The organism is Bradyrhizobium sp. STM 3562 (assembly GCF_045571435.1).
GTDB lineage: Bacteria > Pseudomonadota > Alphaproteobacteria > Rhizobiales > Xanthobacteraceae > Bradyrhizobium.
The window spans coordinates 3271318-3297647 of record NZ_CP120694.1 but is presented as its reverse complement, the minus strand read 5'-3'; the positions used below and the strand labels follow the sequence as shown (position 1 = coordinate 3297647).

Genomic DNA, 26330 nt, shown 5'->3' with positions numbered 1-26330 from the left:
ACGCGGCAGAGGCAAGTGTGGCTCAGACGGCGCGGGTCCGCGCTCGCGCCGCCCTGCGTCGGACGGCGGAAAGCTTGGCGCTGCCGAGGATGTCGGCGATCCAGTCCAGAAACACGCGCAGGCGCAATGTTAGCTGCCGGTTTTGCGGGTAAAGCGCTGTCAGCGGCGTCGGCGACGGCGGATGTTCCGGCAAGACTTCCACCAGCACGCCATCCGCAAGATCCTGCGCGAAGCGGTAGCGCGGCGCTTGGACCAACCCAAGCCCGAGCCGGGCGAGATCGGCCATCGTGTCCGAATTGTTCACCGTGACGCGGCTCGGCAGCACCACGTGTCGCAGCCGTCCGTCTTCGCTGAATTCAAGCGGCATCACCTCGCCTGTCCTCGACGAGATGAATCCGATCATTTGATGCCCGTCGAGCTCATCGGGCGTGTTGGGCACGCCGCGCCTCGCCAGATAGCCGGGGCTTGCGACAGTGATTTCCTCAATGCTGCCGAGCCGCCGCCGGATCATTCCACTGTCCTCGGGCTCGCCTGCGCGGATCACGCAATCGATGCCTTCGCGCACGAGGTCCACCCAACGATCGCCCTGGCCGATGCGCAGATCGAGCAGCGGGTAACGGGCCAGGAAGTCGGGGAGATGCGGGAGCAGAAAAGTCCGGGTGAGCAAGGGGTGCGCATCAATACGCAAAAGACCGCGCGGCCGGGCGTCACGCAGCGCGGCTTCCGCTTCCTCCAACTCGGACAGAATGGCAGCGCAGCGCCGGTAATACTCCTCGCCGTCCAGCGTCGGCGTCACGTGGCGGGTGGTCCGGTCGAGCAGCCGCACGCCGAGATGGGATTCCAGGTTCTTGATGACTTCGCTGGCTGTCGACCGCGGCAGATCGAGGTCGGTGGCCGCCAGCGTAAAGCTCCGCCGCTCGACAAGGCGGACGAACAGACGCATGGCCTCAAACCGATCCATCCGCGATTGTTCGCCCAATCCGACAAGTGATGTCAAGTTCCGCCAGATTAACCGGAACGGGCGAGCAGATAACGTCACCCTGGCAAAGGGAGATCGTCGGGTCCACGGCCACGTCCTCGAACGGACCGACCTTTCCGACTCTCTTCATTCCGCCGCCTGATGCGGCACATCACCAGGAGCTTCATCATGCCATTTGCCAACATCAAGGTCCCCCAAGCGGCCCTGACCAAGGCTCAGAAGGAGGAGATCGTCCACCGCATCACCGCGATGTTCGTCGACTATTTCAGCGAGGCGGCGCGGCCGCACACGATGGTGCTGATCGAAGAGGTGCGGGACGGTGGTTATGGCCGCGCCGACGAGGTGTTCGTGATACCGGAGCAATATCGCGCGAAAGAGTGAGGGGCGCCGCGCGTGCTCCGACAGCTTCGAGCGTTTGCCGCTCGAAGCTGTCACGGCATCGATAATCCGTAGCCTGAAGAATCCTCGTCGGGGAGACCGTTGAGGACGACCGCGCCTAGCGCGCCTCCTCGAATCCACCGAGCACCGCGGTGAGATTGGCGCCGAGAATATCCGAGAGATACCCTCCTTCCTGGACGAACACCGTCGGCACCCCCATCCGCGCGATCGCAGCGCCGATGCGGCGGAAGCCCTCGGTGGTCACCGCAAGGCCGGCCAAAGGATCGTGCTCGGAGGCGTCCAGCCCGAGCGCGATCACCAGTGCGCCCGGCGCGAAGTTCTTGACCGCCTTGGCTGCGACGTCGAGCGCCTGCAGATAGCCGTCGTCCCTGGTGCCGATCGCCAGGGGAATGTTGAGGTTGGCGCCAAGCCCTGCGCCCGCGCCGCGCTCATGCGCAAAGCCCCAGACGAAGGGATAGAACGCGGTCGGATCGGCATGGATCGAAACGGTGAGCACGTCCGAGCGCTCGTAGAAAATGCCTTGGGTGCCGTTGCCATGATGCACGTCGACATCGAGGATCGCCACGCGCTCATGCTTCTGCCGCAGATGCGCCGCTGCGATGGCACTGTTATTGAGAAAACAAAATCCGCCGGCGAGGTCGCGATAGGCGTGATGCCCAGGCGGACGGCAGAGTGCGTAGACCGCATCTTCGCCATCCAAGAGCATTTGCGCCGCCGTCGCTGCGACATCGCTGGCGGCGCAGGCGCCGGCCCAGGTGCCCGGGCCGATCGGACAGGCCGTGTCGACCGTATGCCAGCCGAGCCGGCCGACGATGTGGGTGGGGTACGTGGCGGCGTTGCGGACGGGATGCATGTTGGCGATCATCTCGGGGCCCGCGTCGCCGAGCGCGGACCAAGCCTCCCAGGCCTCAGCGAGAAAATTCAGATATTCCGGACTGTGCACCCGCAGGCGCGGCCCCTGCCCGAACGCAACAGGCTCGATGAGCTGGTGGTTGCCCGCCTTCAATCCCGCAAGCAGCCGGTCGGCGCGCTCGGGCTGCTCGGTGGTTCGCTTCACCACGCCACGCACCAGAAAGAATTGCGGATCGTGGCTCCGATGCCGTTCAGTATAGACTGCCTTCACGCGATTGCTCCTTTGCAAAAACGCTCCTGCGCAAAACGATTCCTCCTGCGCGCCGCATTGCCGTCGTGCGCGCCGCCGTCAATTCATTCGGTGGTGATGGACGTTCCGACTGGAATCTCGTGCACGAGCCTGCCCACTTCACGGCAGGCATGGCCGATGTGATAATCGATCCATGCCATGCAGCGCAACCATGGCATGCTCACCTGCGGCTGCTCGGTCGCCGAAGCCTTCAAGCTGATGCACAATCTGGAGCGCTCCGGCCGCGCGGAGCTCGCGATCCTGGCGTCGGGGCGTTGAAATCGCGCCACTCTCCAAAAGCATCGCGCGCCACACCGCGCAGCAATGCGCCAGTTTCTACGACGGCATCGAAGTGCAGGGAAAGCCTGGCGCGGAATGGGCTGCGTTCAAGCGGATGCTGGAGTGCCCCTCTCTCACCGTTACCTTGAGGTGCTTGCGAAGTGAGCCTCAAACGGCGACGGTTGAGATCGAGCGGTTATCAATCACTTCTGCGCGGCGCCGACGGTGGACTGATCCGGCAGCCGCCCCAAGGTTACATTGACCGAGCTTTCTTTTCCGCCTCTGAGCATGCCGAGCTGCACGGACGATCCCGGGGCCGCTGCATGGATCTTCTTGGTCAACTCATTCGCGTTCTTGATCGCCTGGCCGCTGACCGAGGTGATGACGTCGCCGCTTGTCAGCCCTGCGTTGGCGGCGGGACCGTTGCGCTTGACGTTCGCGACGATGGCGCCGCGCAGGTCGTTCTTGCCGAGACTATCGGCCATCTCCGGCGTGATCGACTGCACTTCGGCCCCGATCCATCCGCGCGTGACCGAGCCCTTCTCCTTGAGCTGCGGTATCACCAGCTTGACCGTTTCAGCGGGGATCGCGAATGCGACACCGACCGAGCCTCCCGAAGGGGAAAAGATCATACTGTTGACGCCGATGACGTCGCCATCGACATTAAAGCTCGGGCCGCCGGAATCGCCGTTGTTGATAGGCGCATCGATCTGAATGAAATCCCCGCCTGCGCCGATTTCGATAGTGCGATCGCGCGCCGAGACGATGCCGGCCGTCACCGTGCCTCCGAGCCCGAAGGGATTGCCGACAGTAAGTACCCACTCGCCGATGCGCGGCGATTGAGCGGCGAATTTCACGTAGCTGAAATCCTTGCGTCCATCGACCTTGATTAGAGCGAGGTCGCTCAAGGCGTCCCTTCCCACGACCTTCGCCGAGTAGGTCTTGCCGTCATTGGTGCGGACCTCGGCCGTATCGCCGTTCTCCACGACGTGGCTGTTGGTCACCGCATAGCCATCCGCGGAGATGAAGAAGCCTGATCCCAGCGTGATCGACTCAGTTCGCTTCGGCGCCTTGCCCAGATCGGGCATATGCGGCAGAGGAAGCTCGTCTTGTCCCGGATCGGTTTGTCCCGGATCAGCCCGGTCGGGCGTATCGAATTGGAAGGGCTGGTCCGATGACGACTTGTCACCCGCAGCGTTCTTGGAGACGACGGCAATCACCGCCGGCTCAACTTTTTCGGCAAGATCCGCGAAACTGTTGGGCGCACGGACAGTCTGATCCGCAACCCGCATCGTCAAGCCGGAGATACCGTCCGAAGATCCGGCAAGGGGCTGCGCCAGCGCGCCATTCGCGATCAGCATGAGCGCGCACCCGACCGTGCCGCCCAATACCGGCCTGCGAGGCCGGTCGAAAGGCAAACATCCGTGAACCATTTCCGCTTCCACCGCCTGTTACTTTTTGCCGCGACCGGTTGAACGCACCGGCCGACCCGGCGGTTCCTATTCCCGCTTGCGCCTGATGGCGATGAGGTGCCCCATTTCGGACACTTTGCGCCGGCCCCGACGCGCTCCCCGAGCCGCAACCTCGAGGGCACCTCGACTTCCGACAAAGTGGCGCTGGGCGCGCTCGTCACCGACGGTGACCTCGTGCTGTTCGATCGCAACGATCACAAGGCCGCGCATCACGGCGCGCTGATGATGGCGGGCCGATAACGCGGCTTCCCGTCACGTTCACCTGACCTGTGACCAGCCAGCTTGCCCAGGTGGAATGCGAGGGCTATTTTCTCGTTATCTTCGTCGATTCCTGTGCAATGTCCTGCAAGCGGGTTGCTGGTGCCAACGGCGAGAAAAAAGGCTTCGGACACCGACGTATCGAGAGCCGTCTGGTTTGCCGGATTGGTGTCGCGAACGATTTTCATTGCGATTTTGATCGTTATCACCGCGCGCGTTGCCAGTCCCCAGATCGAACAGTACTGGACATTGCTGGATACGCCGGGTGATCTTGTGCGCGTGGCGCTCGGCTTTGCGGTGTGCCTGTGGCTGGCGGTCCACCTCTTCATCCTGCCCAAGGATCCCGGCGGCTACCGCACCTGGCTCTATCTCGGCCTTGCGCTGCTGCCGTTGTCGCTGCTGTGCGCGGTGCTGATCTGGTAGGCAGACCGGCGCGTCCGCAACTCCGCTCCTCACTCCTCGTTGCGGGTCAGGAATCTCTTGAACGCGGCAACCATGGGCGGCAGGCGCAAGCGGTCGCCGAAGAGATGCTCCTCCTGCTCCATCCGGCGCAGCAGGTCCTCGGTCGGCAGCTTTAGGAGCTTGCGGGACATGGCGACCGCGTCCGGTGGCAATTCACAGACCTCGCGCGCGACCTTGTGCGCTTCGCTGAGCGCATGCCCGGGCGGCACGACGACATTGACGAAGCCGGCCTGCCGCGCGTCCTCCGCACTCATCGAGCGACCCAGCACCAGCATGGAGAAGGCCTGCTGATGGCCGGCCATGCGCGGCAGCAGCAGGCTCGAGGCTCCTTCGGGAACGAGCCCGTACTTGATGAGCGGCGATGAAAACGACGAAGTGGTGGTGGCGATCACATAGTCGCAGTGAAACACCATCGTGGCGCCCATGCCGACGGCTGCGCCGTCGACTGCGGCAATGATCGGCTTCTTGTTGTTGATCAGCGATCGCAGAAAAATGACGGCTTTTCTCGGCTTGCCGGGATCGTGCTCAGTCGTTGCATCCTCCAACACGTCGGCGATATCGTCGCCCGCGCTGAAAACGCCGGAACGCCCGGTCAGGATCAGGCAGCGGATCGCCTGGTTGGATTGCGCCGAGTCGATCGCCTCGCTCATCGCGACGAACATCTCGTGCGTGATGGCGTTTCTTTTTTCCGGACGCCGCATCACGATGGTGCGGGTGGCGCCCTCGTCCGTCACTATGATGTGGCTGGGCATGGCATTTCCTCGACAAGCCGCCCCCGTTTCATTGGCCGGACGGCGTGCGCAGGCCGTGCCAGGCATCGCGTACCTGGTGGTAGTGAACTTCCGGCAGATAGTCGGGCGTGTCCAGGTTGAGGTTGCGGACATCCAGCCGCCCCACCGCGCTCAGCATCGTGTAGGACGCGATGACCCGATCGCGTTGCGCCGTGATCAACCTGGTTCTGGCATTGGTGAGGTCCTGCTGCGCATTGAGCACGTCGATCGTGGTGCGCTGGCCGCCGGCGGCTTCGCGCTGGACACCCTGCAGCGCGACTTCGGCTGCATGCACCTCGGATTCCGCCGCTTTGAGCGCCACCTTGGTTCCTTCGTTCGAGACCCAGGCGCTGACAACCGCGGTTCGCGATTGATTCCTCACATGCTGGAGCACCAGGCGGCTCTGGGACGCCAGCTCCTTCGCCTGCCTTGTTTGCGAGGCGGCGGTCCCGCCGTCGTAAATGGGCACGTTGAGTTGGCCGGTCACCGAGGCCTGATCGGTCCTGAACGTGCTCAGGGTCGGGTCCGAGTCGACGGCGCGGCTGGCACTCGCCTGGACGGAGAGGGTTGGCAGCAGGGCGCTTTCGGCGAGCTTGATCGAAGTCTGTGCCACATCCAGGTCGTAGCTGGCGCCCAGCACCGCAGGATTTTCGTGGGCGGCAAGGTCGACGGCCGCGGTTTGCGTGGAAGGCATCAGGCGATCGACCGGGCTTGCCGCTGTCAGTTGCGGAGGCGGCTCCCCAATGACCTGCGCATAGACCTCCTTGCTGATCTTGAGCTGCACTTCGGCCGCGTTCAGATCGGCTAATCCCCGGCTGACCCGGGCCTCCGCCTGCGCCGTGTCGGTCGGGGTCACGTCTCCGGCATTGAGGCGCCGCTGGGTCGTCGCCTGGATTTCCTTCAGCACCTGAACGTTGGTGCGCTGGGCCTCGTACAGGGCATAATTGGCCATGACATTCATGTAGGCCGTCACCGCGTCGAGCAACACGCCCTGGCCGACATTGCGCAGGGCCTCGCGGCCCGACAGCACTTGAAACTCCGCCACGCGAACGCTGTTGGCGGTCTTGTTGCCGTTGAACAGGACTTGGGAGACCGTCAGGCCGATTGTCCAGGGATGCAAGGTCGCGCCCTGGACCGTATTGTCCGGCAGCAGGTTGCGCACCGCCTGCAGTCCGGCGCTCAGGGTCGCGACGAGCTGCGGCCGATAACCGGCCAAGGCCTGGGGCACGTTCTCGTCGGTTCCCCGCTGCCTGGCGCGCTCGGCATTGAGCTGGGGATTGTTCCGGTAAGCCTTGGCCAGCGCGTCGGGCAATGTCTCGGCAAACGCCGCAGCCATCATCAGGGCATTGACGAACGTAAAGAGGCCAAGCCCGATGCAGGCGGACCGCGCCGCAGCCGCGCGGACGTAACGAGAGCATTGGAAAGCGGCTCTACTCAAATCCCACCTCGACCACGGCCTGGTCCATCATTCCGCCGGCGCCAGCGGACCCTCACCCCTGCCCCCGTTCCGGCTCCGCCGCGAGAACGTCGAGATCAGCGCAGGCAACGTGATCAGGATCACGGCCGGCGCCACCATCATGCCCGCAACCACCACAACTGCCAGAGGTTTTTGCACCTGCGACCCGATGCCGGTGGACAACGCCGCGGGCAGCAGCCCCACCCCTGCCACCACACAGGTCATCAGCACCGGGCGGAGCTGCAGCTCGCCCGTTCTCAGGATGGCTGCGCCCCGCTCCATGCCCTGGTCGATGAGCTGGTTGTATTGCGAGAGAATGATAATTCCGTCCATGACCGAAATGCCGAACAAGGCGATGAAGCCGATCGCCGCCGAGACGCTGAAGGGGATCCCGGTCACGAGCAGCCCGACAATACCGCCGAATACCGCCATCGGGATGACGCTCAGGGTCAGGATGGTATCGACCACAGAGCCGAAGTTGAACCAGATCAGCATCGCGATCAGCGCGAGGCTGATGGGCACGACGATCGACAGCCGCCTGATCGCGTCCTGCAGATTGCCGTATTCGCCGACCCATTCCAGCCGCGACCCCGGCGGTAGCTGCACCTGCTCGGCGATCTTTTGCTGCGCCTCCCGGATGGCGCCGCCGAGATCGCGCTCGCGGACCGAGAATTTGATCGGCAGGTAGCGCTCCTGCTGTTCCCGATAGATGTAGGCGGCGCCAGAGACCAGCTTGATCGAAGCGACCTCGCTCAGGGGCACCTGGGTGATGCCGTTCGGCCCCTGCGCGCCAATCCGCAAGTTCTGGATCGCCTCCGCGCTCTTGCGATATTCCGGCGCGAGACGGACGATGATGGGGAAATGGCGGTCGCTGCCGGGCTCATAGAGATCGCCGGCACTGTCGCCGCCGATTGCGGTGCGGATCGTCGTGTTGATGTCGCCCGGCGTCAGCCCGTAACGCGCGGCCCGCGCGCGATCGATCTCGATCTGGATCGTCGGTTGGCCGAGCGAGGTAAACACGGCGAGGTCGGTGATCCCCTGCACCGTCGACAGCACGTCTTTGATCTTGTTGGCGGTGGTGGTGAGCGCCTGCAGGTCGTTGCCGAACAGCTTGATCGAGTTCTCGCCCTTCACGCCGGAGACGGCTTCGGAGACGTTGTCCTGCAGATATTGCGAGAAATTGAACTCGACGCCCGGAAATTTGTCCTGCAACTGGGCAAGCAGCTTGGCCGTGAGCTCATCCTTGTCCTCGCCGGCCGGCCATTCCTTCGCGGGCTTTAGCGGCGCAAAGAACTCGGCGTTGAAAAAGCCGGCGGCATCGGTGCCATCGTCGGGTCGGCCATGCTGGGAGACGACCGCCTCCACCTCGGGCCGGCTTTCGATCAGCCGGCGCATCTCGTTGACATAGGAATTGCCTTCCTGCAGCGAGATCGTCGGCGGCAGGGTGGCGCGAATCCAGAGATTGCCCTCTTCCAGCTTCGGCAGGAACTCCAGCCCCAGCAGGCGGATGGCAAAGCTCGCCATGACGATGAGCGCAGCGCCGCTGATCAACACCAGGCGGCGGTTCTGCAGGGAGCGCCCCAGCACCGGCGCGTAAAGCCGGTGCAGAAAGCGCATGATGAACGTCTCGGTCTCCTCGACATGCGCCGGCAGGATGATGGCGCTCAGCGCCGGGGTAACGGTGAAGGTCGCCAGGAGACCGCCGGCCAGCGCGTAGGCGTAGGTCCGCGCCATCGGGCTGAAGATGTTGCCTTCGACGCCGCTCAAGGTGAACAGCGGAAGGAAGGCGGCGATGATGATGGCGGCGGCGAAAAAGATCGATCGCGAGACGTCGGCGGCCGCGGTGAGAATGGCGTGATGCTTCATCGCCGTCACCGTTCGCGGCGAGATCTCCGCCTGCTCGCTTTCCGACAGCTCCTCGGTATGCGACAGGCGGCGGAAGATCGCCTCCACCATGATCACGGTGGCGTCGACGATCAGGCCGAAATCGATCGCGCCGACCGACAGCAGGTTGGCGGATTCACCCCGCAGCACCAGGATGCCGACGGCAAAGAACAGCGCGAACGGAATCGTTGCACCGACGATGAGGGCGCTGCGCAAGTCGCCGAGAAAGATCCATTGCAACAGCACGATCAGCAGGATGCCGAAGGTCATGTTCTCCAGCACCGTCCGCGTGGTGGTCTGGATCAGGTCCTTGCGGTCGTAGATGCGCTCGATATGGACGCCCGGCGGCAGGACGGTTGAATGATTGATCTGCTCGACGAGCTTCTCGACCCGCTCGATCGTCGGCGAGCTCTGCTCGCCCCGCCGCATCAAGACGATGCCCTGCACGATGTCGTCGTCGTCGTTCATGCCGGCAATGCCGAGCCGCGGCTGCGAGCCGACCTCGACGGTGGCGACGTCCTTGACCAGGACCGGCGTGCCGCTGTTCGACGCAATCATGGTATTGGCGAGAGCGTCGATCGAGCGTATCAGGCCGACGCCGCGCACGACGGCCGATTGCGAGCCGATGTTGACGGTGTTGCCGCCGACATTGATGTTGGAATTGCTCACCGCCTGCAGAAGCTGCGGCAGCGTCAGCCCGTTGGCGACCAGCTTGTTGAAGTCGACCTGAAGCTCATAGGTCTTGGTCTTGCCGCCCCATCCCGTGACGTCGATCACACCCGGAACGGTCCGGAAGCGGCGCTGCAGCACCCAGTCCTGCAGGGTCTTCAGATCCAGCACCGAGTAGTTGGGCGGCCCGACCAGCCGGTAACGATAGATCTCACCGATCGGACTGAGCGGAGAAATCTGCGGCTGCGCGTTGTTCAACAGCGGGGCAAGCTGCGAGAGCCGGTTCAAAACCTGCTGCAGCGCCTGCTCGTAGGTATAGTCGAAGGTGAACTGCAGCTTGACGTCGGACAAGCCGTAGAGCGAGATCGTCCGAATGACGTTCAGGTTCTTGATGCCGGAGAGCTGGGTTTCCAGCGGGATCGTGATGTAGCGCTCGATCTCCTCGGCCGACAGGCCGGCACTCTGGGTGACCACGTCCACCATCGGCGGCGTGGGATCGGGGTAGGCCTCGATGTTCAATTGCTGGAAGGCGATCAGACCGCCGATGATGACGGCGGCGAACAGCCCGACCATCAGAAATCGGCGGCTGACTGCGAGTGAGACTAGGCGATCCATTCGGTCTGCTGCGGTTTAAGTGCCGGAAGCCGCCCGATCGATGAACAGGCTGCCCCTGGTGACGACCTTCTCACCGGGCTTCAGATTCTTGACGACCTCGACGAGGTCGCCGTTGGTCAGCCCGGTCTCGATTTCGCGGAGCTCAATCGACTTGTCGCCATGCGCCACCCACAGCCGCACACGCTCCCCTTCATAGATCAGAGCCTGCCTTGGTACACCGACCGAGGTCTGGCCCTTGCCCGCATAGATGGTGACATTGGCAAACATCTCAGGCTTGAACAGGCCTTCCTTGTTGTCGATCGTGGCGCGGACCATCAGCCTTCTCGTCGTGGGATCGATTGCGGCCGAGACGTAATCGATCTTCGCATGAAAGACGCGGCCGGCCAGCGCGAGCACGGTAAAGTCGATCTGCTGGCCGAGTTTCACGTCCGCCGCCTCGCTCTCGCGCACGAAGGCGGTCAGCCAGACCGTGGAGAGATCGCCGATCACGAACACCGGGTCGCTGGCGCCGCTCGAAATGAACTGGCCCGGACCGACCTTACGCTGCACGACCGTGCCGCCGATCGGCGAATAGATCGGCGTATCGGCGCTGATCTGCCGGCTCTGCTGGAAGGTCGAAATCTGCTCTTCGGAGCGGCCGAGAATGCGCAGGCGATTGTGTGCCGCCTCGACCGCCGTCTCCGCGGCGCGCATGTCGTTTTGTGCGGCGGTGAGATCGGCCTCCGACTGCTGCCAGTCTTTCAGCGGCACCGCCTTTCCCGCGTAGAGATCGTTCTGACGCTTCTCGACGATCTGCGCCAGGTTGAGCTTGGAGCGCGCGGTGTTGAGCGTGCTGAGCGCGGTGGCAAAATCGTTGAGCGCCTGAACGGTATCGGTGGCCTCGATGATGAACAGCGGCTGGCCGGGTTTCACGACGTCGCTCGGCTTCACCAGAAGCTTGGTGACGCGGCCAGCATAAGGCGAAAAGATCGGCGTCGAACTGTCCTCGTCGACGGCGATCTTGCCTTCAGTGATGTGTTCGGTACGGAAGACCTGTTCCGAGGCAGGTTCGGTCGACAGGCTCGCCCATTCAGCCGGGGTCGGCACGAAACGCGCAGGGTCGCGCTTCGAGGCGCCCGCCGTGTCGGACTTGGCATGTTGGACGAATATCCTGTTGGCGCCGACGACCGCCACGCCAGCGACCACGATGAGCATCAGCGCGATCGCCAGCCCTCGCCCTTTCCAATTCGCGCCAGTATTCATGCTGCAAATATGTCCATGGACCTACGCACCTATCGTCTGTTGCAGCGACACATGCGTATTTTGCTGCGGTCCTGCGTTCTGCCGCCTCGTCATATTGGTGATTTCGGACTGCTGCAATAGCGCGCTCCAACGGATCCTAACCGATTCGACAAATGTCTTCCGGCACATGAATAGACCGTAAGAATCTTGCTTTTGTGACCGTGAAATGATGCGATGCGACCGCACTCTACACCACGAAAGCCCGCAAAGGCTTACACCAGCCTTACAGCGCTTTGCGGATGCGGAGCGCGCGGCGGCGGAGGTCGATCCGGAACGAGGAGGGCTCGATTCGGTTGGCCGGGTGGGCCCCCGATCCTCCGGCTCAAGGCTGACGTCGGCTCCAAGTGCGCAGGTGACCTCGTATGAGATTGTTGATCGTCGAAGACAATGAGGAGCTTGCCGAGCTGTTGGCCAAGGGCCTGCGGGCGGCAGGCTATGGGGCGGACATCCTCTCGACCGCCGAACAGGCGCAAAGCGTGTTGCAGACGACGCACTATGCCGCCCTCATCCTCGACCTTGGCCTGCCCGACCGCGACGGCCTGCAGCTTTTGCGGGAGATCAGGCACCGCCATAATCCGATCCCGGTCCTGGTGCTGACCGCACGCGGCGGGCTGCACGACCGCGTTCAGGGCTTGCGCAGCGGGGCCGACGATTACCTGGTGAAGCCGTTCGCGCTGGAGGAACTGATCGCGCGGCTGGAGGCGCAGTTGCGGCGTCCTGGACAACTGCTCGGCAACTGCCTGCGCATCGCCAATCTCGAATTCGACACGCAAAACCGCCAGGTCTCGATCGACGAGCAGCCGCAGGCGCTGTCGGCGCGCGAGACGGCGGTGCTGGAATTGTTGATGCGCAGCAAGGGACGCGTGGTCTCCAAGAAACAGGTCGAAGACCACCTCTACGGTCATTCCGGTGACGTCGCCTCCAACGCCATCGAGGTCTACGTCCATCGCCTGCGCAAGCAGCTATCGGACCGCGGCGCCAGGGTTCAGGTGCACACCATTCGCGGCGTCGGCTATCTGATCGCGGAGGAGAAATAGCGTGCCGCGATTTGAGTCCATCATCTCGCGCATCGTGATCCTGCACGTCGTTGCCGTCGTCATCACCTCGATCCTGATGTCGGTCGGATTGTCCTGGCTGCTCAGCTACGCGACCAACAACATTCACGACAAGGCGATGCAGGAGCAGGCCAACGCGGTGGCCGAGCATTTGAGCCTCTCGCCCGACGGGCACCTGGAGCTGAACCTTCCCTCCGATCTGCGCGGGCTCTACTCGCAGGAATATGGACGCTATTCCTATGCGGTGATCGATGATCAGGGCCGGGTGCTGTTTTCCTCGCTCAAGGATCGTGCGGCGCTGTTTCGAGCCGACGGCCGCTCCGCCGATGTCGCTTTCCTGCAGCAGCGCCGCGGCAATGCCACCGTCTCCGGCGCCAGCGTTCGCAAAACCGTCGGCGACCGGAACGTCTGGGTACAGGCCGGCGAGGATCTGACCAACCGCGACGTCCTGACCGACGACATCGTGGCCGACTTCTACAAGAACGTCGGCTGGATCACGCTGCCGATCCTGCTGGTGCTCCTGATCACGGACATCGCAATCTTCCGTCGCGCGCTGCGGCCGCTACGGCAGGCGTCGGAGATCGCCGCCGAGATCGGCCCCGCGCGTCCGGGATTGCGGCTGCCGACCGAGGAAATCCCGCGCGAAGTTCGCCCGCTGGTCTCGGCGGTGAACCAGGGACTCGATCGGCTGGAGGAGGCTTTCAAGGTTCAGCGTGATTTTACCGCCGATGCCGCGCATGAACTGCGCACGCCACTCAGCATCCTGCGCACGCGCATCGACTTTCTCGAGGATCAGGAGACACGCCAGGCCCTGCGCCAAAACGTCGAGGGCATGGCGCACATCATCAGCCAACTGCTCGATATCGCCGAACTGGACGCTCTGGCGATCGAGCCTTCGGAAAAGGCCGACCTGCAGTCGGTGGCGGCCGAGGTGGCGGAGTTCGTGGCGCCGCTCGCGCTCGCGCAAGGCAAGGATGTCGCCCTCTACGGGACAACCGAGCCAGTCTGGGTGAAAGGCAATCCGGAGATGCTCAGCCGCGCCATCCGCAACCTGGCCGAGAATGCCATCAATCATACCCCGCCGGGATCGACCGTCGAATTTCTCGTCGAGAACGGCGGGACAGTGAGCGTTCTCGACCACGGACCCGGCATTCCCGAGGATGAGCGCAAGCTCATTTTCCGCCGCTTCTGGCGTCGCGATCGTCGAAAGGCGGGCAGCACGGGGCTTGGCCTTTCGATCGTGCAGCGGATCGCCGAGTTGCATTCGGCGACGATCACGGTCGAAAACCGCCGCCCCCATGGCGCATGCTTTTCGCTGAAATTCGTGCCGTTGAAGTAAGGCGGCTTTCGCCGGCGATGTAATCTAATGCAATGAGCGGTCGGTCTTGTCTGTTATGACGAAAAATCCGCGGCCTTGATCTGGATCCGGTCGGCGTGCAGGGACCACTCGCAAAGGTGCTCGACCTTACAGAATTTCTGCTTGGCGAGTTCCGTGGCCTCGCCCTCGCTCGAAGCATCGATTTCGAGGGTCTTTTGGCACACCTCGATTTGCCGGCCGTTACCGCCGAGCACATCTTTCATGAAGCTGACGACGTAGCGCGACATGGGCCTCTCCTGCGACATTACTCAACTCCCTGCTTAAGCTCCTCCAACGTGAGCCTGTTGACAAGGATCAAGCGTTAAGATTGCGCAAGAAATTTGTCGGCGAACAATCTTAGGCGCCGGCGACTGGCAGGCTCGCCGCCGCGATCGCGGCGATCAGCGTAAGGCGCCGCCGGAGGCGCGACGGCGCGGAGCGCAGCAATGAACCAATCCGTTGCATCGAGAGGAACCCTCGCGCCCAGCGGAAAAGCCCGCAAAAATCATGGCGCGGAGGGCAAAATGGTCCGGCGCGAGCGTGCTGTCGAGGCGCCGACGCAAATAGCAATGGCGCCGTCGCCGACCGCGCCGACGGCAGCCCATTTGTTGCTTTCAGCCTGCTCGCGGCGAAGAAAATCTTCTCCGCCGCCTTCAGGCCGGCGGGCTATTGCGGCCTGAGCCCGAAGGCGCGGGCAAAACGCTCGCTGTAGCGGGGCCAGACTTCGGGATTGATGATGCGCGGCGGCCGCTTGCCGTCGAGCGCATCGAGGATCTGCTCGGCGGCGATCCGCCCCATGTTTTCCCGCGCCTCCCTGGTGACGCCTGCGGTATGCGGGCTCGCCAGCACGTTGTCGAACTGCAGCAACGGATGCTCCGGCGGCGGCGGTTCCTTGGCCCACACGTCGAGCCCCGCGCCGGCAATGCGCTTGTTGCGCAGCGCGTCCTCCAGCGCCGCCTCATCATGGATGAACCCGCGCGCCGTCGTGACGAAATAGGCGTGCGGCTGCATCAGCGCGAATTCACGCGCCCCAATCATGCCGCGGCTTTCCCTGGTCAGCGGGCAATTGATCGAGACGTAGTCCGAGCGGCGCAGGAGCTCATCAAGTTCCACCTTCTCCGCCGCGCGCGCGGCGATCTCCTCGCGCGAGAGATAGGGATCGTAGGCCAGCACCTTCATGCCAAGCAGGCCGCTGCAGAGCTCGGCGATGCGGCGGCCGACATTGCCGATGCCGATGATGCCGATGGTCCGGCCCTGCACCTCCGTGCCCATGAGATCGTTGCGGTTGACGCCCGACTGCCGCCGCAACGTGCGGTCGGCCTCGATGATGCGCTTGGATAGCGTGAGCATCATGCCGAGCGCATGCTCGGCCACCGAATGCGCGTTGCCTCCGGACTGGTTCACCACGAGGACGCCGGCGGCCGTGCAGGCCTCGACGTCGACAGGATCGAAGCCCGCGCCGTTGGACGAGACGATCAGAAGGTTGGGCGCCCGCCGCAAGAGGTCGGCATGGACATGAAAATGGGGCGCAAGCTCATCGCGCGCGGCACCGATCTGGTAGGCGTGCGCCTGGCGCAAGATCGGCGCAAAGACCTCCTCCGGGCTTTCGTTCTCGAGCTTGTCCAGCCGAACGTCTGCCCGCGCGCGCAGCATGTCGGCATAGATCGGATGGGCGAGATATCTGACGTAGAAGACGCGCTTGCTGTTGACAGTCATCGATCGGCTTTCGGTTCGAAAAATCCGTAGAGCGTTGCGGGATTGGTGACGAGGATGCGCTGCTGGATGCTCGGATCCGGCGTCCACTGCTGGAACAGCTCATACAGATGGCCCGCATCGGGCATTTTACCTTCGACGCGCGGATGCGGCCAGTCGCTGCCCCAGACCAGCCGCTCCGGATTGGCGGCGACCAGCGCCTGGTGGAACTGCCGTGCGTCGGGATAGTCCGGCGCCTGCTGGCTGAGGCGGTGGGCGCCGGACAGTTTGGCAAAGCACCAGCCTTCGCCGACCGCGCGCAAGAGGCTTTGGAAACCGGCCGTCCGTGTCCCCGCTCGCGCGTCGGTGCGGCCCATGTGATCGATCATGACCGGCAGGCCCAACGACTTCAGCAGCGGAATCGTGTCGGGCAGGTCCTTCACATCGATCCAGAGCTGCAGATGCCAGCCGAGTTCCGCCATCCTTGGGGCGAGGGTTTTTGCCGCCTCGAGCGGCACGCCACCGCGATAGTGCAACTGTCCGCCGCGAAAGAAATGGTTGAAGCGCAGTCCGCGCACGCCACGGCGGTTCCATTCACGCAATTTGGCCGGCGCGACATCGGCATCCGCGACCGCGATGCCGCGCAGACGGTCGGGGCATCGCGTCAGCGCGTCCAGCATCGCGGAATTGTCGCGGCCGTGCGCGCTGCCCTGCACCAGCACGCCGCGGGCAAAGCCGAGCGTATCGAGCATGGAGAGATATTTTGCGAGCGGCGCGTCAGGTGGGGTGTAGCTGCGCTCCTCAGCGTAGGCGAACTGATCCGCCGGACCGAACACATGCGCATGCGTGTCGCATGCACCCGCCGGCGGCGGGTTTCGGGGACGCGTGACCTCGCGCGGCGGCAGGCAGGGTGGCGCGCTCGACATCATTCAGCCCTGATACCGGCGGCCCGAATGATGGGGCCCCATTTCTCGTAATCCGCACGGATCTTGGTATCGAAAGCTTTTGGCGAGCTGCCGATGGGATAAGCGCCGAGCTCGTTCAGGCGCTCCTTCACGGCCTCGGTGTTCAAGGCCGTCACAAAATCCTTGTTGAGTTTCTCGACGAGGTCGCGCGGCATGCCGCCCGGTCCGAGCAATCCCCACCACACCTCGGTGTCGTAGCCTGGCACGCTTTCGCCGATGCTCGGCACATCAGGCAGGAAAGGCGCGCGGCTCGCGGTGGTCACCGCAAGCGCCCTCACCGTCCCGGCCTGCACTTGGCCGACCGACTCCGGCCCGTTGTTGAAGGACAGCGGGATTTGCCCGCCGAGCAGATCGTTGATCGCGGGCGCACCGCCCTTGTACGGAATGGCCTCGAGATCGATCTGGCCAAGATTCTTCAGGAGCTCGCCGGAAAGATGAGTGGAGGTTCCGAGCCCCGCATGCGCAAACGACAGGCTGCCGGGCTTGGCCTTGGCCTGCGCGATCACATCGCCAAGCGTCTTGAACGGTGAATCGGCCCGCACCAGCAGAAAATTGGGAGACGACGCAAGCAGCGAGATCGGCGTGAAGTCCTTGAAGGTGTCGTAGGGCAGTTTTGGATAAAGGAACGGGTTGGTGGCGTGGCCGCTCGCGACCACGATCAGGCTGTAACCATCAGGCGGCGAAGCGGTGAGCGCTTGCGAAGCCACCACGCCGCCGGCTCCGGGGCGGTTCTCCACCACGACGGTCTGGCCCCATTGCCGTGACACCACCTCGCCCAGCGTGCGCGCGAGAATGTCGACGGCGCCGCCCGCAGCATATGGCACGAAGATATGAACCGGTTTTGACGGGAAAGCCGTTTGCGCGGCGGCGACGCCATTTGCCGCCAGCAGAGCGAACGCGGTCGCGACCGCCCCAAACCACCTGCCCATGGCTGTTCCTCCCGATCTTATCGTTATGGTTGTTATGGCACGCTGGACGGCCCCGCTGTATCGGCGCGCGGCGCAGGTCACGTTGCGATTGCGGCATGTTGACAATCGCGCCGGTCGCGTCAAGTTCGGCCCAAGACGGCTTGACAAGACGGCCTGAAAATTGCCGCGAGCCACGAACAGGGAGCCGAGGAGACAATGATGGCAGCCGCCGAGGGACACGCCGCGCCGCAACCTTCCGAGCACGCCGCGCAGCCACGGAGCTGGCACGGCATTGTGCTGGAGACGCTCAAGCGCAACGACGTCAGAATCATCCCTTACGTTCCTGATCGCGTGCTGACGGGCTTGATCAAGAGCCTGCACGCCGATCCATTTTTCACCACCTTCCCCACCGCCCGCGAGGAAGAAGCGGTCGGCATCGTCTCCGGCGCCTGGATGGGCGGCGTGCGCGGCGCGGTACTGATGCAGACCTCGGGCTTTGCGACGCTCGCCAATGTGCTGGCTTCGCTTGCGATCCCCTATCAGATCCCGCTGATCATGTTCGTCTCCGAGCGCGGCACGCTCGGCGAGTTCAATTACGGGCAGTCGCTGGTGTGCCGCACCATGCGCCCGGTGCTGGATTCGCTCGCCATGGAGCATCACACCATCACCCGGCTTGATGAATTGGAGTTCATCGTCGACCGTTCGATCAAGCAGGCCGTCACCACGCAGGCGCCGGTGGCGCTGATCCTCTCGCCGCTGCTCACCGGCGGCAAAGTGTTCGACAAGTGAGCGATCGAATGGATACCGCAATGCGCAACACCAAGGTGATGAACCGCTTTGATCTCACCTCGCGCCTACTCGCGAAACTGCAGAACGAGGAGGCCGTGATCGGCGGCATCGGCAACACCAATTTCGACCTCTGGGCCGCCGGCCATCGTCCGCAGAATTTTTACATGCTGGGCAGCATGGGGCTCGCCTTCCCGATCGCGCTCGGGGTGGCGCTGGCGCAGCGCGAGCGGCGCGTCTTCGCGCTCGAGGGCGATGGTTCACTGCTGATGCAGCTAGGCTCGCTTACGACCATCGCAACGCTCGCGCCTGCGAACCTCACCATGGTCGTGATGGACAACGGTATCTACCAAATTACCGGCGCACAGCCGACGCCGGCGGCCGAGGTGGCCGACATCGTGGCGATTGCCGCCGCCAGCGGCCTTGCCAACAGTGCATGGGCTGACGACGAAGAGGATTTCGAGCGGCTGGTCGATGAGGCGCTGTCGGCGACCGGGCCTACGCTGATTGGCGTGCGCATCGACGATAAGCCCGGGGTCGGCACGACACGGCGAGACCCCGTGCAGATCCGCGAGCGCTTCATGCTCGGGCTCGGCGTGCGGCAGCCGCTCTGATCGCCGATTTGCGCATTAACTACCCAGGTATCCGAGCGCCGACGAAAGCCCCCAACGGCTTTGATTTGTGCTATGCGGGAGGGATGACGATTTTCCTCCGCCTGTTCGCTTGGCTGCTCGCGGCTGCCGTAACTTTCGCAACCCTCGGCCCGCCGAGCTACCGCCCGCATTCCTCTCTTGGCCAGGATGGCGAGCATACCTTCGCCTTCGTGCTGGTGGGCCTTGCTTTCGCCTTCGCCTATCCGCAACAGCGGCTGCTCGCGGCGATGATCTCGGTGCCGGCGATCGGCGTGCTCGAGCTCTTGCAACTGGTCGTGCCGGGACGGCATGCGCGGCTGGAGGATTTTGCGGTCGATGCGCTGGCCGCGATCGCGGGTTTTGCACTCGCCGCCGCGCTGGATTGGGCGCTGCAGCGGCGGTCGGAAGCATCCTAGAGCGCGATGAGATCAGGTTAGACCGTCATCGCCGCTCCAAATTTTGTTTGATCATGATCTTTTCGGAGGACCAGAGTACATTCTTCCGGATCGTGCTCAAAGAAAATGCCGCCCGGGGATCCCGGGCGGCATAACTCCGCAAATGATCTGCTTGCGCCTCAGAGCAGGCCTGCGCCGCGCGCCCATTTGTACTTGGCGCCGAGCACCTCGACCGGCAATTCGGTTGAATAGGCATAGGCCGGAATGCCGTTCTCGTAGAGATATTCAGCGGCCTCCTCGACCTCGACGTCGCCCGCGAGCGAGGCCACAATCGGTTTGACGAAGCCCTTGGCCTCCATCTCCTTCTTCACCTCGACCATGTTGCGGGCGAACACCATCGGCGGCGTCACGATCGTATGCCAGTAGCCGAGGATCAGCGCATGGATGCGGTCATCGGAGAGGCCGAGCTTGACCGTGTTGACATAGGTGATCGGCGGCTCGCCGCCGGTGATGTCGACAGGGTTGCCGGCCGCGCCGAACGGCGGGATGAACTTGCGGAACGCGGCATCCAGATCCGGCGGCATCGTCATCAGCGACAGCCCGTTGTCGACCACAGCGTCCGACAACAGCACGCCCGAACCGCCCGCGCCGGTGATGATCAACACGTTCTCGCCCTTCGGCGTCGGCAATACCGGCACGCCGCGCGCGAATTCCAGGAGTTGCCGCAGCGAGCGGGCGCGGATCACGCCGGACTGCTTGAAAACGTCCTCATAAATCTTGTCGTTACCGGCGAGCGCGCCGGTATGTGACGACGCCGCCTTGGCGCCGGCCGAGGTCCGCCCCGCCTTCAAGACCACCACCGGCTTCTTCTTGGAAACGCGCTTGGCGGCTTCGGCGAAGGCGCGGCCGTCCTTCAGGTCTTCGCAGTGCTGGGCGATCAGGTTGGTGTTCGGATCCTGCTCGAAGAAGGCGAGCAGATCGTCCTCATCGATATCGGCCTTGTTGCCGAGACCGACGATCGCGGAAACGCCCATCTTGGCCGAGCGCGAGAAACCGATGATCGCCATGCCGATGCCGCCGGACTGCGACGACAGCGCCGCGTGGCCCTTCACGTCGTAAGCGGTGCAGAACGTGGCGCAGAGATTGGCCGGCGTGTAGTAGAAGCCATAGATGTTCGGGCCCATCAGGCGAACGTTGTATTTCTTGCCGACTTCGACGATTTCCGCCTGCAATTCGGGATGGCCGGCTTCGGCAAAGCCGGAAGGAATCAGAACCGCGCCGGGGATCTTCTTCTCACCGCATTCGGCGAGCGCCGCGGCGACGAATTTCGCGGGGATCGCGAACACCGCGACGTCGATGACGCCGGGCACGTCCTTGACGCTCTTATAGGCCTTGTAGCCGAGGATCTCGGGCGACTTCGGGTGGATCGGATAGATCTCGCCCTTGTAGCCGCCATTGATCAGGTTCTTCATCACGGAGTTGCCGATCTTGCCGTCCTCGGCGGAGGCCCCGATCACGGCCACCGCCTTCGGCTGCATGATGCGGTTCATGGCCGCCACGATTTCGTCGTTCGAGCGCGGCGCAGGGCGCGGCTTGTAGTCGAAATCGACGACGATGCGAACGTCGGCGGCGATGGCGTCCTTCTTGGTGGCGAACACGGGATTGAGATCGAGCTCGACGATCTCGGGGAAGTCGCTGACGAGCTGGGAGACCTTGACGATGACGTCGGCGAGCGCCTCGCGGCTGACCGGATCACCGCCCCGCACGCCCTTCAGCATTTCATGCGCCTGGATGCCGTCGAGCATCGACAGCGCGTCTTCCTTGGTTGCCGGCGCCAGGCGGAAGGTGATGTCTTTGAGGACTTCGACCAGGACGCCGCCAAGACCGAAGGCAACGAGCTTGCCGAACGAACCGTCCGTGATGGAGCCGATGATGACCTCGGTACCGCCGGCGAGCATCTGCTGAACCTGGATGCCCTCGATCTTCGCGTCGGCCTTGTACTTCTTGGCGTTGCCGAGAATGGTGTCGTAGGCCTTTTCGGCCTCGGCGGCGCTCTTCACGCCGACCACGACACCGCCGGCCTCGGTCTTGTGCAGGATGTCCGGCGAGACGATTTTCATCACCACCGGGAAGCCCATGCCGCTCGCGATCTTCGCCGCCTCGCCCGCGGACTTGGCCAGGCCCTCCTTCGGAACAGGGATGCCATAGGCATCGCACACCACTTTGCCCTCGGGGGCAGTCAGGCTGGTGCGTTTGTCCGACTTGACCTGATCGAGAATTTTACGGACGGCTTCCTTGGCACTGGACATTCGCTTCCTCCTGCGACTTGTTTCATGGCATTTGGTATGCCAGCCTGCGGATTTGTCAAGACAAGCCGCTGGGCGAAAACGCCGAAAAAGCTGACAACTTGACATTCTGGCATCTGGCATGCCAAAACCATTATCACTACATCACTATAGACATCTCCCCCGGGAGAAGATTTGTCGTGTCCATCAGGAAACAAACCAAGGTGGCGGCGACCATGGCCGAAGCAGACATCGCAATCGTCAGGATTGCCCCGGAGACGAGCTTCAAGAACAAGGCCTATGAGGCGCTGAAGGAAGCGATCCTCAAGATGGACATCTATGCCACGCCCGACCCGGTGATGCTGGACGAGCGCGCGCTGTCGGAGCGCCTGGGCGTCAGCCGGACGCCGATTCGCGAGGCGATCGCGATGCTCGAGCAGGACGGCTTCGTGAAAACTGTACCGCGCCGCGGAATCATGGTGGTGCGCCGGACCAAGAGCGAAATCGTCGACATGATCCGCGCCTGGGCGGCGCTGGAGAGCATGGCCGCGCGGCTGATCACGACCACCGCCAGCAAAAAGGACATTTCGGCGCTGCGCGATTTCTTCAGGGATTTCGGCAAGGACCGCCTGCCGCAGGATCACATCGAGGAATATTCCAGGGCGAACATCGCCTTCCACCAGGCGCTGATCTCGCTGTCGGAATCGCCTGTTCTGGTCGACATGACCAACGACATCCTGCTGCATGTGCGCGGCTACCGCCAACTCACCATCGGCCGCACCGAACGCATCGCGGCCTCGCTGCCGGAGCATCTCGCGATCATCGAAGCACTGGAAGCACGCGACACCGAACTCGCGGAAAAGCGCGCGCGCGACCACACGCTCAGCCTTGCATCCTTCGTCGAAGAGCATGGCCAGGAACTGCCCTAACCACCACTGAACCTTCAACCAGAAGACGATCAACAGATCGTCCAGGCACGACCAAAAGGGAGACGAGCCCATGCTGAACACCGCACAAAAAACCGAGGCATCGGGCACCGAGCACGAGCTGACGGATGGCTTCCATCTCGTCATCGACGCGCTCAAGCTCAACGGCATCGACACCGTCTACGGCGTGCCCGGAATTCCCATCACCGATCTTGGACGCATGGCGCAGGCCGCAGGGATTCGCGTGCTCTCCTTCCGCCACGAGCAGAACGCCGGCTATGCGGCATCGATCGCGGGTTTCCTCACCAAGAAGCCGGGCGTCTGCCTGACCGTGTCCGCGCCGGGCTTTCTCAATGGTCTGACGGCGCTCGCGCACGCCACCACCAACTGCTTCCCGATGATCCTGATCTCCGGCTCCTCCGAGCGCGAAATCGTCGACCTGCAGCAGGGCGATTATGAAGAGATGGACCAGCTCGCGATCGCCAAGCCGCTCTGCAAGGCGGCCTATCGCGTGCTGCATGCCCAGGACATTGGTATTGGTCTTGCCCGCGCGATCCGCGCCGCGGTCTCGGGTCGGCCGGGCGGCGTCTATCTCGACCTGCCGGCGAAATTGTTCGCGCAGGTGATGAATGCGGATGCGGGCGCGAAGTCGCTGGTGAAGGTGATCGATGCAGCGCCGGCGCAACTCCCCGCCCCCGCCGCGGTCAAGCGCGCGCTCGACGTGCTCAAGAGCGCCAAGCGCCCGCTGATCATTCTCGGTAAAGGCGCGGCCTACGCGCAAGCCGATGATGCCATCCGCACCCTCGTTGAGAAGAGCGGCATTCCCTTCCTGCCGATGAGCATGGCCAAGGGCCTTCTGCCCGACACCCATCCGCAATGCGCCGGTGCCGCGCGCTCCACCGTGCTGAAGGATTCCGACGTCGTGATGCTGATCGGCGCGCGCCTCAACTGGCTGCTGTCGCACGGCAAGGGCAAAACCTGGGGCGATCAACCCAAGAAATTCATCCAGGTCGACATCGAGCCCAAGGAGATGGACTCCAATGTCGAAATCGCAGCGCCGCTGGTCGGCGATGTCGGCTCCTGCGTCACCGCGCTGCTCGAGGCCATGGGCGGCAATTGGCCGGCAGCACCGGCCGATTGGGTCAATGCGGTGAAGACCAAGCGCGAGGAGAACGTCGCCAAGATGGCGCCGCGGCTGATGAACAATAAGTCGCCGATGGACTATCACGGCGCACTCGGTGCGCTGCGCACCATCATCAAGGAGCGTCCCGACGCGTTCCTGGTCAATGAAGGCGCCAACACGCTCGACCTCGCGCGCGGCGTCATCGACATGTACCAGCCGCGCAAGCGGCTCGACGTCGGCACCTGGGGCGTGATGGGCATCGGCATGGGCTATGCGATCGCCGCCGCGGTCGAGACCGGCAAGCCGGTGCTTGCGGTGGAAGGCGACAGCGCCTTCGGCTTCTCCGGCATGGAGATCGAAACCATCTGCCGCTACAACCTTCCCGTCTGCGTCGTCATCTTCAACAATGACGGCATCTATCGCGGCACTGATATCAATTCGGCAGGTCACGATCCCGCCACCACCGTATTCGTCAAGGGTGCGCGCTACGACAAGATGATCGAGGCGTTCGGCGGGATCGGCATCAATGCAACGACGCCCGATGAGCTGAAGCGCGCGGTGAATGCGGCGATGGATTCCGGCAAGCCGACGCTGATCAACGCGGTGATCGATCCAGCAGCCGGGTCGGAGAGCGGCCGTATCGGCAACCTCAATCCGCAGAGCGTGCTGAAGAAGAAGTGAGCCCTAAACCCGTCATTCCGCGCGACAGGCGGAAGGGCGCAAACGAAATCATTCGAGGAGACACGACATCATGACCAAGGCGCTGACGGGCGTTCGTATTCTGGATTTCACCCACGTCCAGTCGGGACCGACCTGCACACAATTGCTCGCCTGGTTCGGCGCCGACGTGATCAAGATTGAACGTCCCGGCGTCGGCGACATCACACGCGGCCAATTGCAGGACATCCCGAATGTGGACAGCCTGTATTTCACCATGCTCAACCACAACAAGCGTTCGATCACGCTCGACACCAAGAACCCCAAGGGCAAGGAGGTGCTCACTGAGCTGATCAAGAAATGCGACGTGCTGGTGGAAAATTTCGGCCCCGGCGTGCTCGACCGCATGGGCTTCTCCTGGGAGAAGATCCAGAGCATCAACCCGAAGATGATCGTGGCCTCGATCAAGGGTTTCGGGCCCGGACCTTACGAAGATTGCAAGGTCTATGAGAACGTCGCGCAATGCACCGGCGGTGCCGCCTCCACCACCGGCTTCCGCGACGACGTCCCACTCGTCACCGGTGCGCAGATCGGCGACAGCGGCACCGGGTTGCATCTTGCGCTCGGCATCGTCACCGCGCTCTACCAGCGTACACACACTGGCAAGGGCCAGCGCGTCACTGCGGCGATGCAGGACGGCGTGCTCAATCTCTGCCGCGTCAAGCTGCGCGACCAGCAGCGCCTCGCCCACGGTCCGCTCAAGGAATACAGCCAGTTCGGTGAAGGCATCCCGTTCGGCGACGCCGTGCCGCGCGCCGGCAACGATTCCGGCGGCGGCCAGCCCGGCCGCATCCTGAAGTGCAAGGGCTGGGAGACCGATCCCAACGCCTACATCTACTTCATCACCCAGGCACCGGTCTGGGAGAAGATCTGCGACGTCATCGGCGAGCCCGGCTGGAAGACCCATCCCGACTACGCCAAGCCGCCGGCCCGACTGCCGCGCCTGAACCAGATCTTCGCGCGCATCGAGCAGTGGACCATGACCAAGACCAAGTTCGAGGCCATGGAAATCCTAAACAAATACGACATCCCCTGCGGACCGATCCTGTCCATGAAGGAGCTCGCGGAAGATCAGTCGCTGCGTGCCACCGGCACCGTGGTCGAGGTCGATCACCCCACCCGTGGCAAGTACCTGTCGGTTGGCAATCCGATCAAGCTTTCGGACAGCCCGAGCGAGGTCAAGCGCTCGCCTCTGCTCGGCGAGCATACGGACGAGATTTTGCGCCAGGTGCTGGGCTTTTCCGACCATCAGGTGGCCGAGATCCACGACTCCGGCGCCCTTGATCCGCCGCGCAAGCAGGCTGCGGAATAGATCTGGTTTCACGTTTGAAACCTTCGCTAAGGCCGCCCACGGGCGGCCTTTTTTTGCTTTCCGCGATGTTGGATGCCGCATGTTGAATGCTGCATTGCAAAAGGCGTTACGCTGCTATGCAAACACGAGCGTTGTGTCTGGCATCTGGTATACCTAGATTGCCGATAACAGAAGCGCATGGCGCTTGGCTGCAACCTGAGAAAGAAGATGTCCAAGACTGCAACTATCGGCCTTATCCCTTCGACCAGTTTGTTCGGTCGCCTGTTCGCCACCATCGACCGCCTGCTCCTGGCCTATGCCGAGATTCAGATCCGCAATGGCGACGTTCCCCGCGTCGGCCTCTGAGCTTCGAGCAGTCGCCCCGGCCGACGCCTGAGCCGGCAACCAGTTTTCCCGCCGCGAGGCATCCTCCCGACTGATGGCTCCGAGTTTTTCGGAGCCATTTTTTTTCATTGCTTCAATGGACCCCGCCGCTTGCTGCGGCATTTGCGCACCCGCGACCGCGTGTCGCG

The 26330-nt window shown here is 63.4% G+C and carries 25 protein-coding genes and 1 pseudogene; 13 read left to right on the top strand and 13 right to left on the bottom strand.

Features of this window, described 5'->3' with window-relative positions; genetic code table 11:
• Positions 1-22 precede the first annotated feature (22 nt).
• The gene (locus tag P6U23_RS15100) at positions 23-961 is read right to left on the bottom strand and encodes a LysR family transcriptional regulator (protein ID WP_407180507.1); all 939 of its coding nucleotides are present in this window, start codon (positions 959-961) and stop codon (positions 23-25) included.
• 186 nt (positions 962-1147) lie between these two features.
• Here P6U23_RS15100 and P6U23_RS15095 point away from each other — a divergent pair, with 186 nt between their 5' ends.
• Positions 1148-1360 (top strand): 4-oxalocrotonate tautomerase family protein, encoded by a 213-nt coding sequence (locus tag P6U23_RS15095; protein WP_407180506.1) that lies wholly within the window; start codon positions 1148-1150, stop codon positions 1358-1360.
• A 115-nt stretch (positions 1361-1475) separates the two neighbouring features.
• Here the strand turns inward: P6U23_RS15095 and P6U23_RS15090 are convergent, their stop codons facing one another.
• On the bottom strand, positions 1476-2501 hold the full coding sequence (locus P6U23_RS15090; RefSeq protein ID WP_407180505.1) for a histone deacetylase family protein: 1026 nt from the start codon (positions 2499-2501) through the stop codon (positions 1476-1478).
• Positions 2502-2678: 177 nt separating this feature from the next.
• On the opposite strand from P6U23_RS15090, the gene P6U23_RS15085 reads away from it, so the two are divergent.
• A complete protein-coding gene (locus tag P6U23_RS15085; protein WP_407180504.1) occupies positions 2679-2798 on the top strand; it encodes a class II aldolase/adducin family protein in 120 nt (39 codons plus the stop codon).
• 203 nt (positions 2799-3001) lie between these two features.
• Here P6U23_RS15085 and P6U23_RS15080 read toward each other — a convergent pair whose 3' ends face one another.
• Positions 3002-4159: a trypsin-like peptidase domain-containing protein gene (locus tag P6U23_RS15080; protein WP_407180503.1), complete on the bottom strand. Its 1158-nt coding sequence runs from the start codon at positions 4157-4159 to the stop codon at positions 3002-3004.
• Positions 4160-4381: 222 nt separating this feature from the next.
• On the opposite strand from P6U23_RS15080, the pseudogene P6U23_RS15075 reads away from it, so the two are divergent.
• Positions 4382-4504, top strand: a pseudogene (locus tag P6U23_RS15075) (hypothetical protein); the annotation flags it as partial.
• Here P6U23_RS15075 and P6U23_RS15070 read toward each other — a convergent pair.
• Positions 4480-4716: a hypothetical protein gene (locus P6U23_RS15070; RefSeq protein WP_407180502.1), complete on the bottom strand. Its 237-nt coding sequence runs from the start codon at positions 4714-4716 to the stop codon at positions 4480-4482. The pseudogene P6U23_RS15075 and the gene P6U23_RS15070 overlap by 25 nt on opposite strands.
• Positions 4717-4723: 7 nt before the next feature.
• On the opposite strand from P6U23_RS15070, the gene P6U23_RS15065 reads away from it, so the two are divergent.
• Entirely contained in the window at positions 4724-4951 is a 228-nt protein-coding gene (locus P6U23_RS15065) for a hypothetical protein (RefSeq protein ID WP_407180501.1), read from the top strand.
• A gap of 29 nt (positions 4952-4980) precedes the next feature.
• On the opposite strand, the gene P6U23_RS15060 is transcribed toward P6U23_RS15065, so the two are convergent.
• The 4 genes from P6U23_RS15060 to P6U23_RS15045 form a co-directional block, all read right to left on the bottom strand.
• On the bottom strand, positions 4981-5742 hold the full coding sequence (locus P6U23_RS15060; protein ID WP_407180500.1) for an enoyl-CoA hydratase-related protein: 762 nt from the start codon (positions 5740-5742) through the stop codon (positions 4981-4983).
• Positions 5743-5770: 28 nt separating this feature from the next.
• Complete coding sequence (locus P6U23_RS15055; protein WP_407180499.1) at positions 5771-7099, bottom strand: TolC family outer membrane protein; 1329 nt, start codon at positions 7097-7099, stop codon at positions 5771-5773.
• Between the two features lie 126 nt (positions 7100-7225).
• The gene (locus tag P6U23_RS15050) at positions 7226-10384 is read right to left on the bottom strand and encodes an efflux RND transporter permease subunit (RefSeq protein ID WP_407180498.1); all 3159 of its coding nucleotides are present in this window, start codon (positions 10382-10384) and stop codon (positions 7226-7228) included.
• Between the two features lie 15 nt (positions 10385-10399).
• The gene (locus P6U23_RS15045) at positions 10400-11626 is read right to left on the bottom strand and encodes an efflux RND transporter periplasmic adaptor subunit (protein ID WP_407180497.1); all 1227 of its coding nucleotides are present in this window, start codon (positions 11624-11626) and stop codon (positions 10400-10402) included.
• A gap of 401 nt (positions 11627-12027) precedes the next feature.
• Between P6U23_RS15045 and P6U23_RS15040 the strand changes: the two genes are divergently transcribed.
• Together P6U23_RS15040 and P6U23_RS15035 are read left to right on the top strand one after the other, a co-directional pair.
• Positions 12028-12702 (top strand): response regulator transcription factor, encoded by a 675-nt coding sequence (locus tag P6U23_RS15040; RefSeq protein ID WP_407180496.1) that lies wholly within the window; start codon positions 12028-12030, stop codon positions 12700-12702.
• Between the two features lies 1 nt (position 12703).
• Positions 12704-14059, top strand: coding sequence for an ATP-binding protein (locus P6U23_RS15035; protein WP_407180495.1), 1356 nt, complete (start codon positions 12704-12706; stop codon positions 14057-14059).
• Between the two features lie 53 nt (positions 14060-14112).
• Here P6U23_RS15035 and P6U23_RS15030 read toward each other — a convergent pair whose 3' ends face one another.
• The 4 genes from P6U23_RS15030 to P6U23_RS15015 all read right to left on the bottom strand — a co-directional run bounded on the left by P6U23_RS15030 (position 14113) and on the right by P6U23_RS15015 (position 17663).
• On the bottom strand, positions 14113-14325 hold the full coding sequence (locus P6U23_RS15030) for a hypothetical protein (protein ID WP_407180494.1): 213 nt from the start codon (positions 14323-14325) through the stop codon (positions 14113-14115).
• 418 nt (positions 14326-14743) lie between these two features.
• Positions 14744-15793, bottom strand: coding sequence for a hydroxyacid dehydrogenase (locus P6U23_RS15025; RefSeq protein WP_407180493.1), 1050 nt, complete (start codon positions 15791-15793; stop codon positions 14744-14746).
• Positions 15790-16698, bottom strand: coding sequence for an amidohydrolase family protein (locus P6U23_RS15020; protein WP_407180492.1), 909 nt, complete (start codon positions 16696-16698; stop codon positions 15790-15792). The genes P6U23_RS15025 and P6U23_RS15020 overlap by 4 nt, the downstream gene beginning before the upstream one ends.
• A complete protein-coding gene (locus P6U23_RS15015; RefSeq protein ID WP_407180491.1) occupies positions 16695-17663 on the bottom strand; it encodes a Bug family tripartite tricarboxylate transporter substrate binding protein in 969 nt (322 codons plus the stop codon). Before P6U23_RS15015 ends, P6U23_RS15020 begins: the two co-directional genes overlap by 4 nt.
• 198 nt (positions 17664-17861) lie before the next feature.
• Between P6U23_RS15015 and P6U23_RS15010 the strand changes: the two genes are divergently transcribed.
• From P6U23_RS15010 to P6U23_RS15000, 3 genes are all read left to right on the top strand, one after another.
• Complete coding sequence (locus P6U23_RS15010; RefSeq protein ID WP_407181469.1) at positions 17862-18431, top strand: decarboxylase; 570 nt, start codon at positions 17862-17864, stop codon at positions 18429-18431.
• 8 nt (positions 18432-18439) lie between these two features.
• Positions 18440-19042, top strand: a complete 603-nt coding sequence (locus P6U23_RS15005; RefSeq protein ID WP_407180490.1) for a thiamine pyrophosphate-dependent enzyme — start codon at positions 18440-18442, stop codon at positions 19040-19042.
• Positions 19043-19125: 83 nt separating this feature from the next.
• The gene (locus tag P6U23_RS15000) at positions 19126-19476 is read left to right on the top strand and encodes a VanZ family protein (protein WP_407180489.1); all 351 of its coding nucleotides are present in this window, start codon (positions 19126-19128) and stop codon (positions 19474-19476) included.
• A 158-nt stretch (positions 19477-19634) separates the two neighbouring features.
• Here the strand turns inward: P6U23_RS15000 and P6U23_RS14995 are convergent, their stop codons facing one another.
• A complete protein-coding gene (locus tag P6U23_RS14995; RefSeq protein WP_407180488.1) occupies positions 19635-21764 on the bottom strand; it encodes an acetate--CoA ligase family protein in 2130 nt (709 codons plus the stop codon).
• Between the two features lie 212 nt (positions 21765-21976).
• On the opposite strand from P6U23_RS14995, the gene P6U23_RS14990 reads away from it, so the two are divergent.
• The 4 genes from P6U23_RS14990 to P6U23_RS14975 all read left to right on the top strand — a co-directional run bounded on the left by P6U23_RS14990 (position 21977) and on the right by P6U23_RS14975 (position 26163).
• On the top strand, positions 21977-22669 hold the full coding sequence (locus tag P6U23_RS14990; protein ID WP_051386749.1) for a GntR family transcriptional regulator: 693 nt from the start codon (positions 21977-21979) through the stop codon (positions 22667-22669).
• 70 nt (positions 22670-22739) lie between these two features.
• Complete coding sequence (gene oxc, locus P6U23_RS14985) at positions 22740-24470, top strand: oxalyl-CoA decarboxylase (RefSeq protein WP_407180487.1); 1731 nt, start codon at positions 22740-22742, stop codon at positions 24468-24470.
• A gap of 70 nt (positions 24471-24540) precedes the next feature.
• Positions 24541-25818, top strand: a complete 1278-nt coding sequence (gene frc, locus P6U23_RS14980) for a formyl-CoA transferase (protein ID WP_407180486.1) — start codon at positions 24541-24543, stop codon at positions 25816-25818.
• 207 nt (positions 25819-26025) lie between these two features.
• A complete protein-coding gene (locus tag P6U23_RS14975; RefSeq protein WP_198026422.1) occupies positions 26026-26163 on the top strand; it encodes a hypothetical protein in 138 nt (45 codons plus the stop codon).
• Positions 26164-26330 lie beyond the last annotated feature (167 nt).

Excerpts from the sequence above, each read along its gene's own strand:
- P6U23_RS15000 (WP_407180489.1), top strand. The coding sequence starts at position 19,126 with ATGACGATTTTCCTCCGCCTGTTCGCTTGGCTGCTCGCGGCTGCCGTA.
- P6U23_RS15100 (WP_407180507.1), bottom strand. The coding sequence starts at position 961 with ATGGATCGGTTTGAGGCCATGCGTCTGTTCGTCCGCCTTGTCGAGCGG.
- P6U23_RS15050 (WP_407180498.1), bottom strand. The coding sequence starts at position 10,384 with ATGGATCGCCTAGTCTCACTCGCAGTCAGCCGCCGATTTCTGATGGTC.
- oxc (WP_407180487.1), top strand. The coding sequence starts at position 22,740 with ATGCTGAACACCGCACAAAAAACCGAGGCATCGGGCACCGAGCACGAG.
- P6U23_RS15040 (WP_407180496.1), top strand. The coding sequence starts at position 12,028 with ATGAGATTGTTGATCGTCGAAGACAATGAGGAGCTTGCCGAGCTGTTG.
- P6U23_RS15005 (WP_407180490.1), top strand. The coding sequence starts at position 18,440 with ATGGATACCGCAATGCGCAACACCAAGGTGATGAACCGCTTTGATCTC.
- P6U23_RS15095 (WP_407180506.1), top strand. The coding sequence starts at position 1,148 with ATGCCATTTGCCAACATCAAGGTCCCCCAAGCGGCCCTGACCAAGGCT.
- P6U23_RS15020 (WP_407180492.1), bottom strand. The coding sequence starts at position 16,698 with ATGATGTCGAGCGCGCCACCCTGCCTGCCGCCGCGCGAGGTCACGCGT.
- P6U23_RS15010 (WP_407181469.1), top strand. The coding sequence starts at position 17,862 with ATGGCAGCCGCCGAGGGACACGCCGCGCCGCAACCTTCCGAGCACGCC.
- P6U23_RS15060 (WP_407180500.1), bottom strand. The coding sequence starts at position 5,742 with ATGCCCAGCCACATCATAGTGACGGACGAGGGCGCCACCCGCACCATC.
- P6U23_RS15025 (WP_407180493.1), bottom strand. The coding sequence starts at position 15,793 with ATGACTGTCAACAGCAAGCGCGTCTTCTACGTCAGATATCTCGCCCAT.
- P6U23_RS14975 (WP_198026422.1), top strand. The coding sequence starts at position 26,026 with ATGTCCAAGACTGCAACTATCGGCCTTATCCCTTCGACCAGTTTGTTC.
- P6U23_RS15085 (WP_407180504.1), top strand. The coding sequence starts at position 2,679 with ATGCAGCGCAACCATGGCATGCTCACCTGCGGCTGCTCGGTCGCCGAA.
- P6U23_RS15070 (WP_407180502.1), bottom strand. The coding sequence starts at position 4,716 with ATGAAAATCGTTCGCGACACCAATCCGGCAAACCAGACGGCTCTCGAT.
- frc (WP_407180486.1), top strand. The coding sequence starts at position 24,541 with ATGACCAAGGCGCTGACGGGCGTTCGTATTCTGGATTTCACCCACGTC.
- P6U23_RS15030 (WP_407180494.1), bottom strand. The coding sequence starts at position 14,325 with ATGTCGCGCTACGTCGTCAGCTTCATGAAAGATGTGCTCGGCGGTAAC.
- P6U23_RS15045 (WP_407180497.1), bottom strand. The coding sequence starts at position 11,626 with ATGAATACTGGCGCGAATTGGAAAGGGCGAGGGCTGGCGATCGCGCTG.
- P6U23_RS14990 (WP_051386749.1), top strand. The coding sequence starts at position 21,977 with ATGGCCGAAGCAGACATCGCAATCGTCAGGATTGCCCCGGAGACGAGC.
- P6U23_RS15015 (WP_407180491.1), bottom strand. The coding sequence starts at position 17,663 with ATGGGCAGGTGGTTTGGGGCGGTCGCGACCGCGTTCGCTCTGCTGGCG.
- P6U23_RS15080 (WP_407180503.1), bottom strand. The coding sequence starts at position 4,159 with ATGCTGATCGCGAATGGCGCGCTGGCGCAGCCCCTTGCCGGATCTTCG.
- P6U23_RS15055 (WP_407180499.1), bottom strand. The coding sequence starts at position 7,099 with ATGATGGCTGCGGCGTTTGCCGAGACATTGCCCGACGCGCTGGCCAAG.
- P6U23_RS14995 (WP_407180488.1), bottom strand. The coding sequence starts at position 21,764 with ATGTCCAGTGCCAAGGAAGCCGTCCGTAAAATTCTCGATCAGGTCAAG.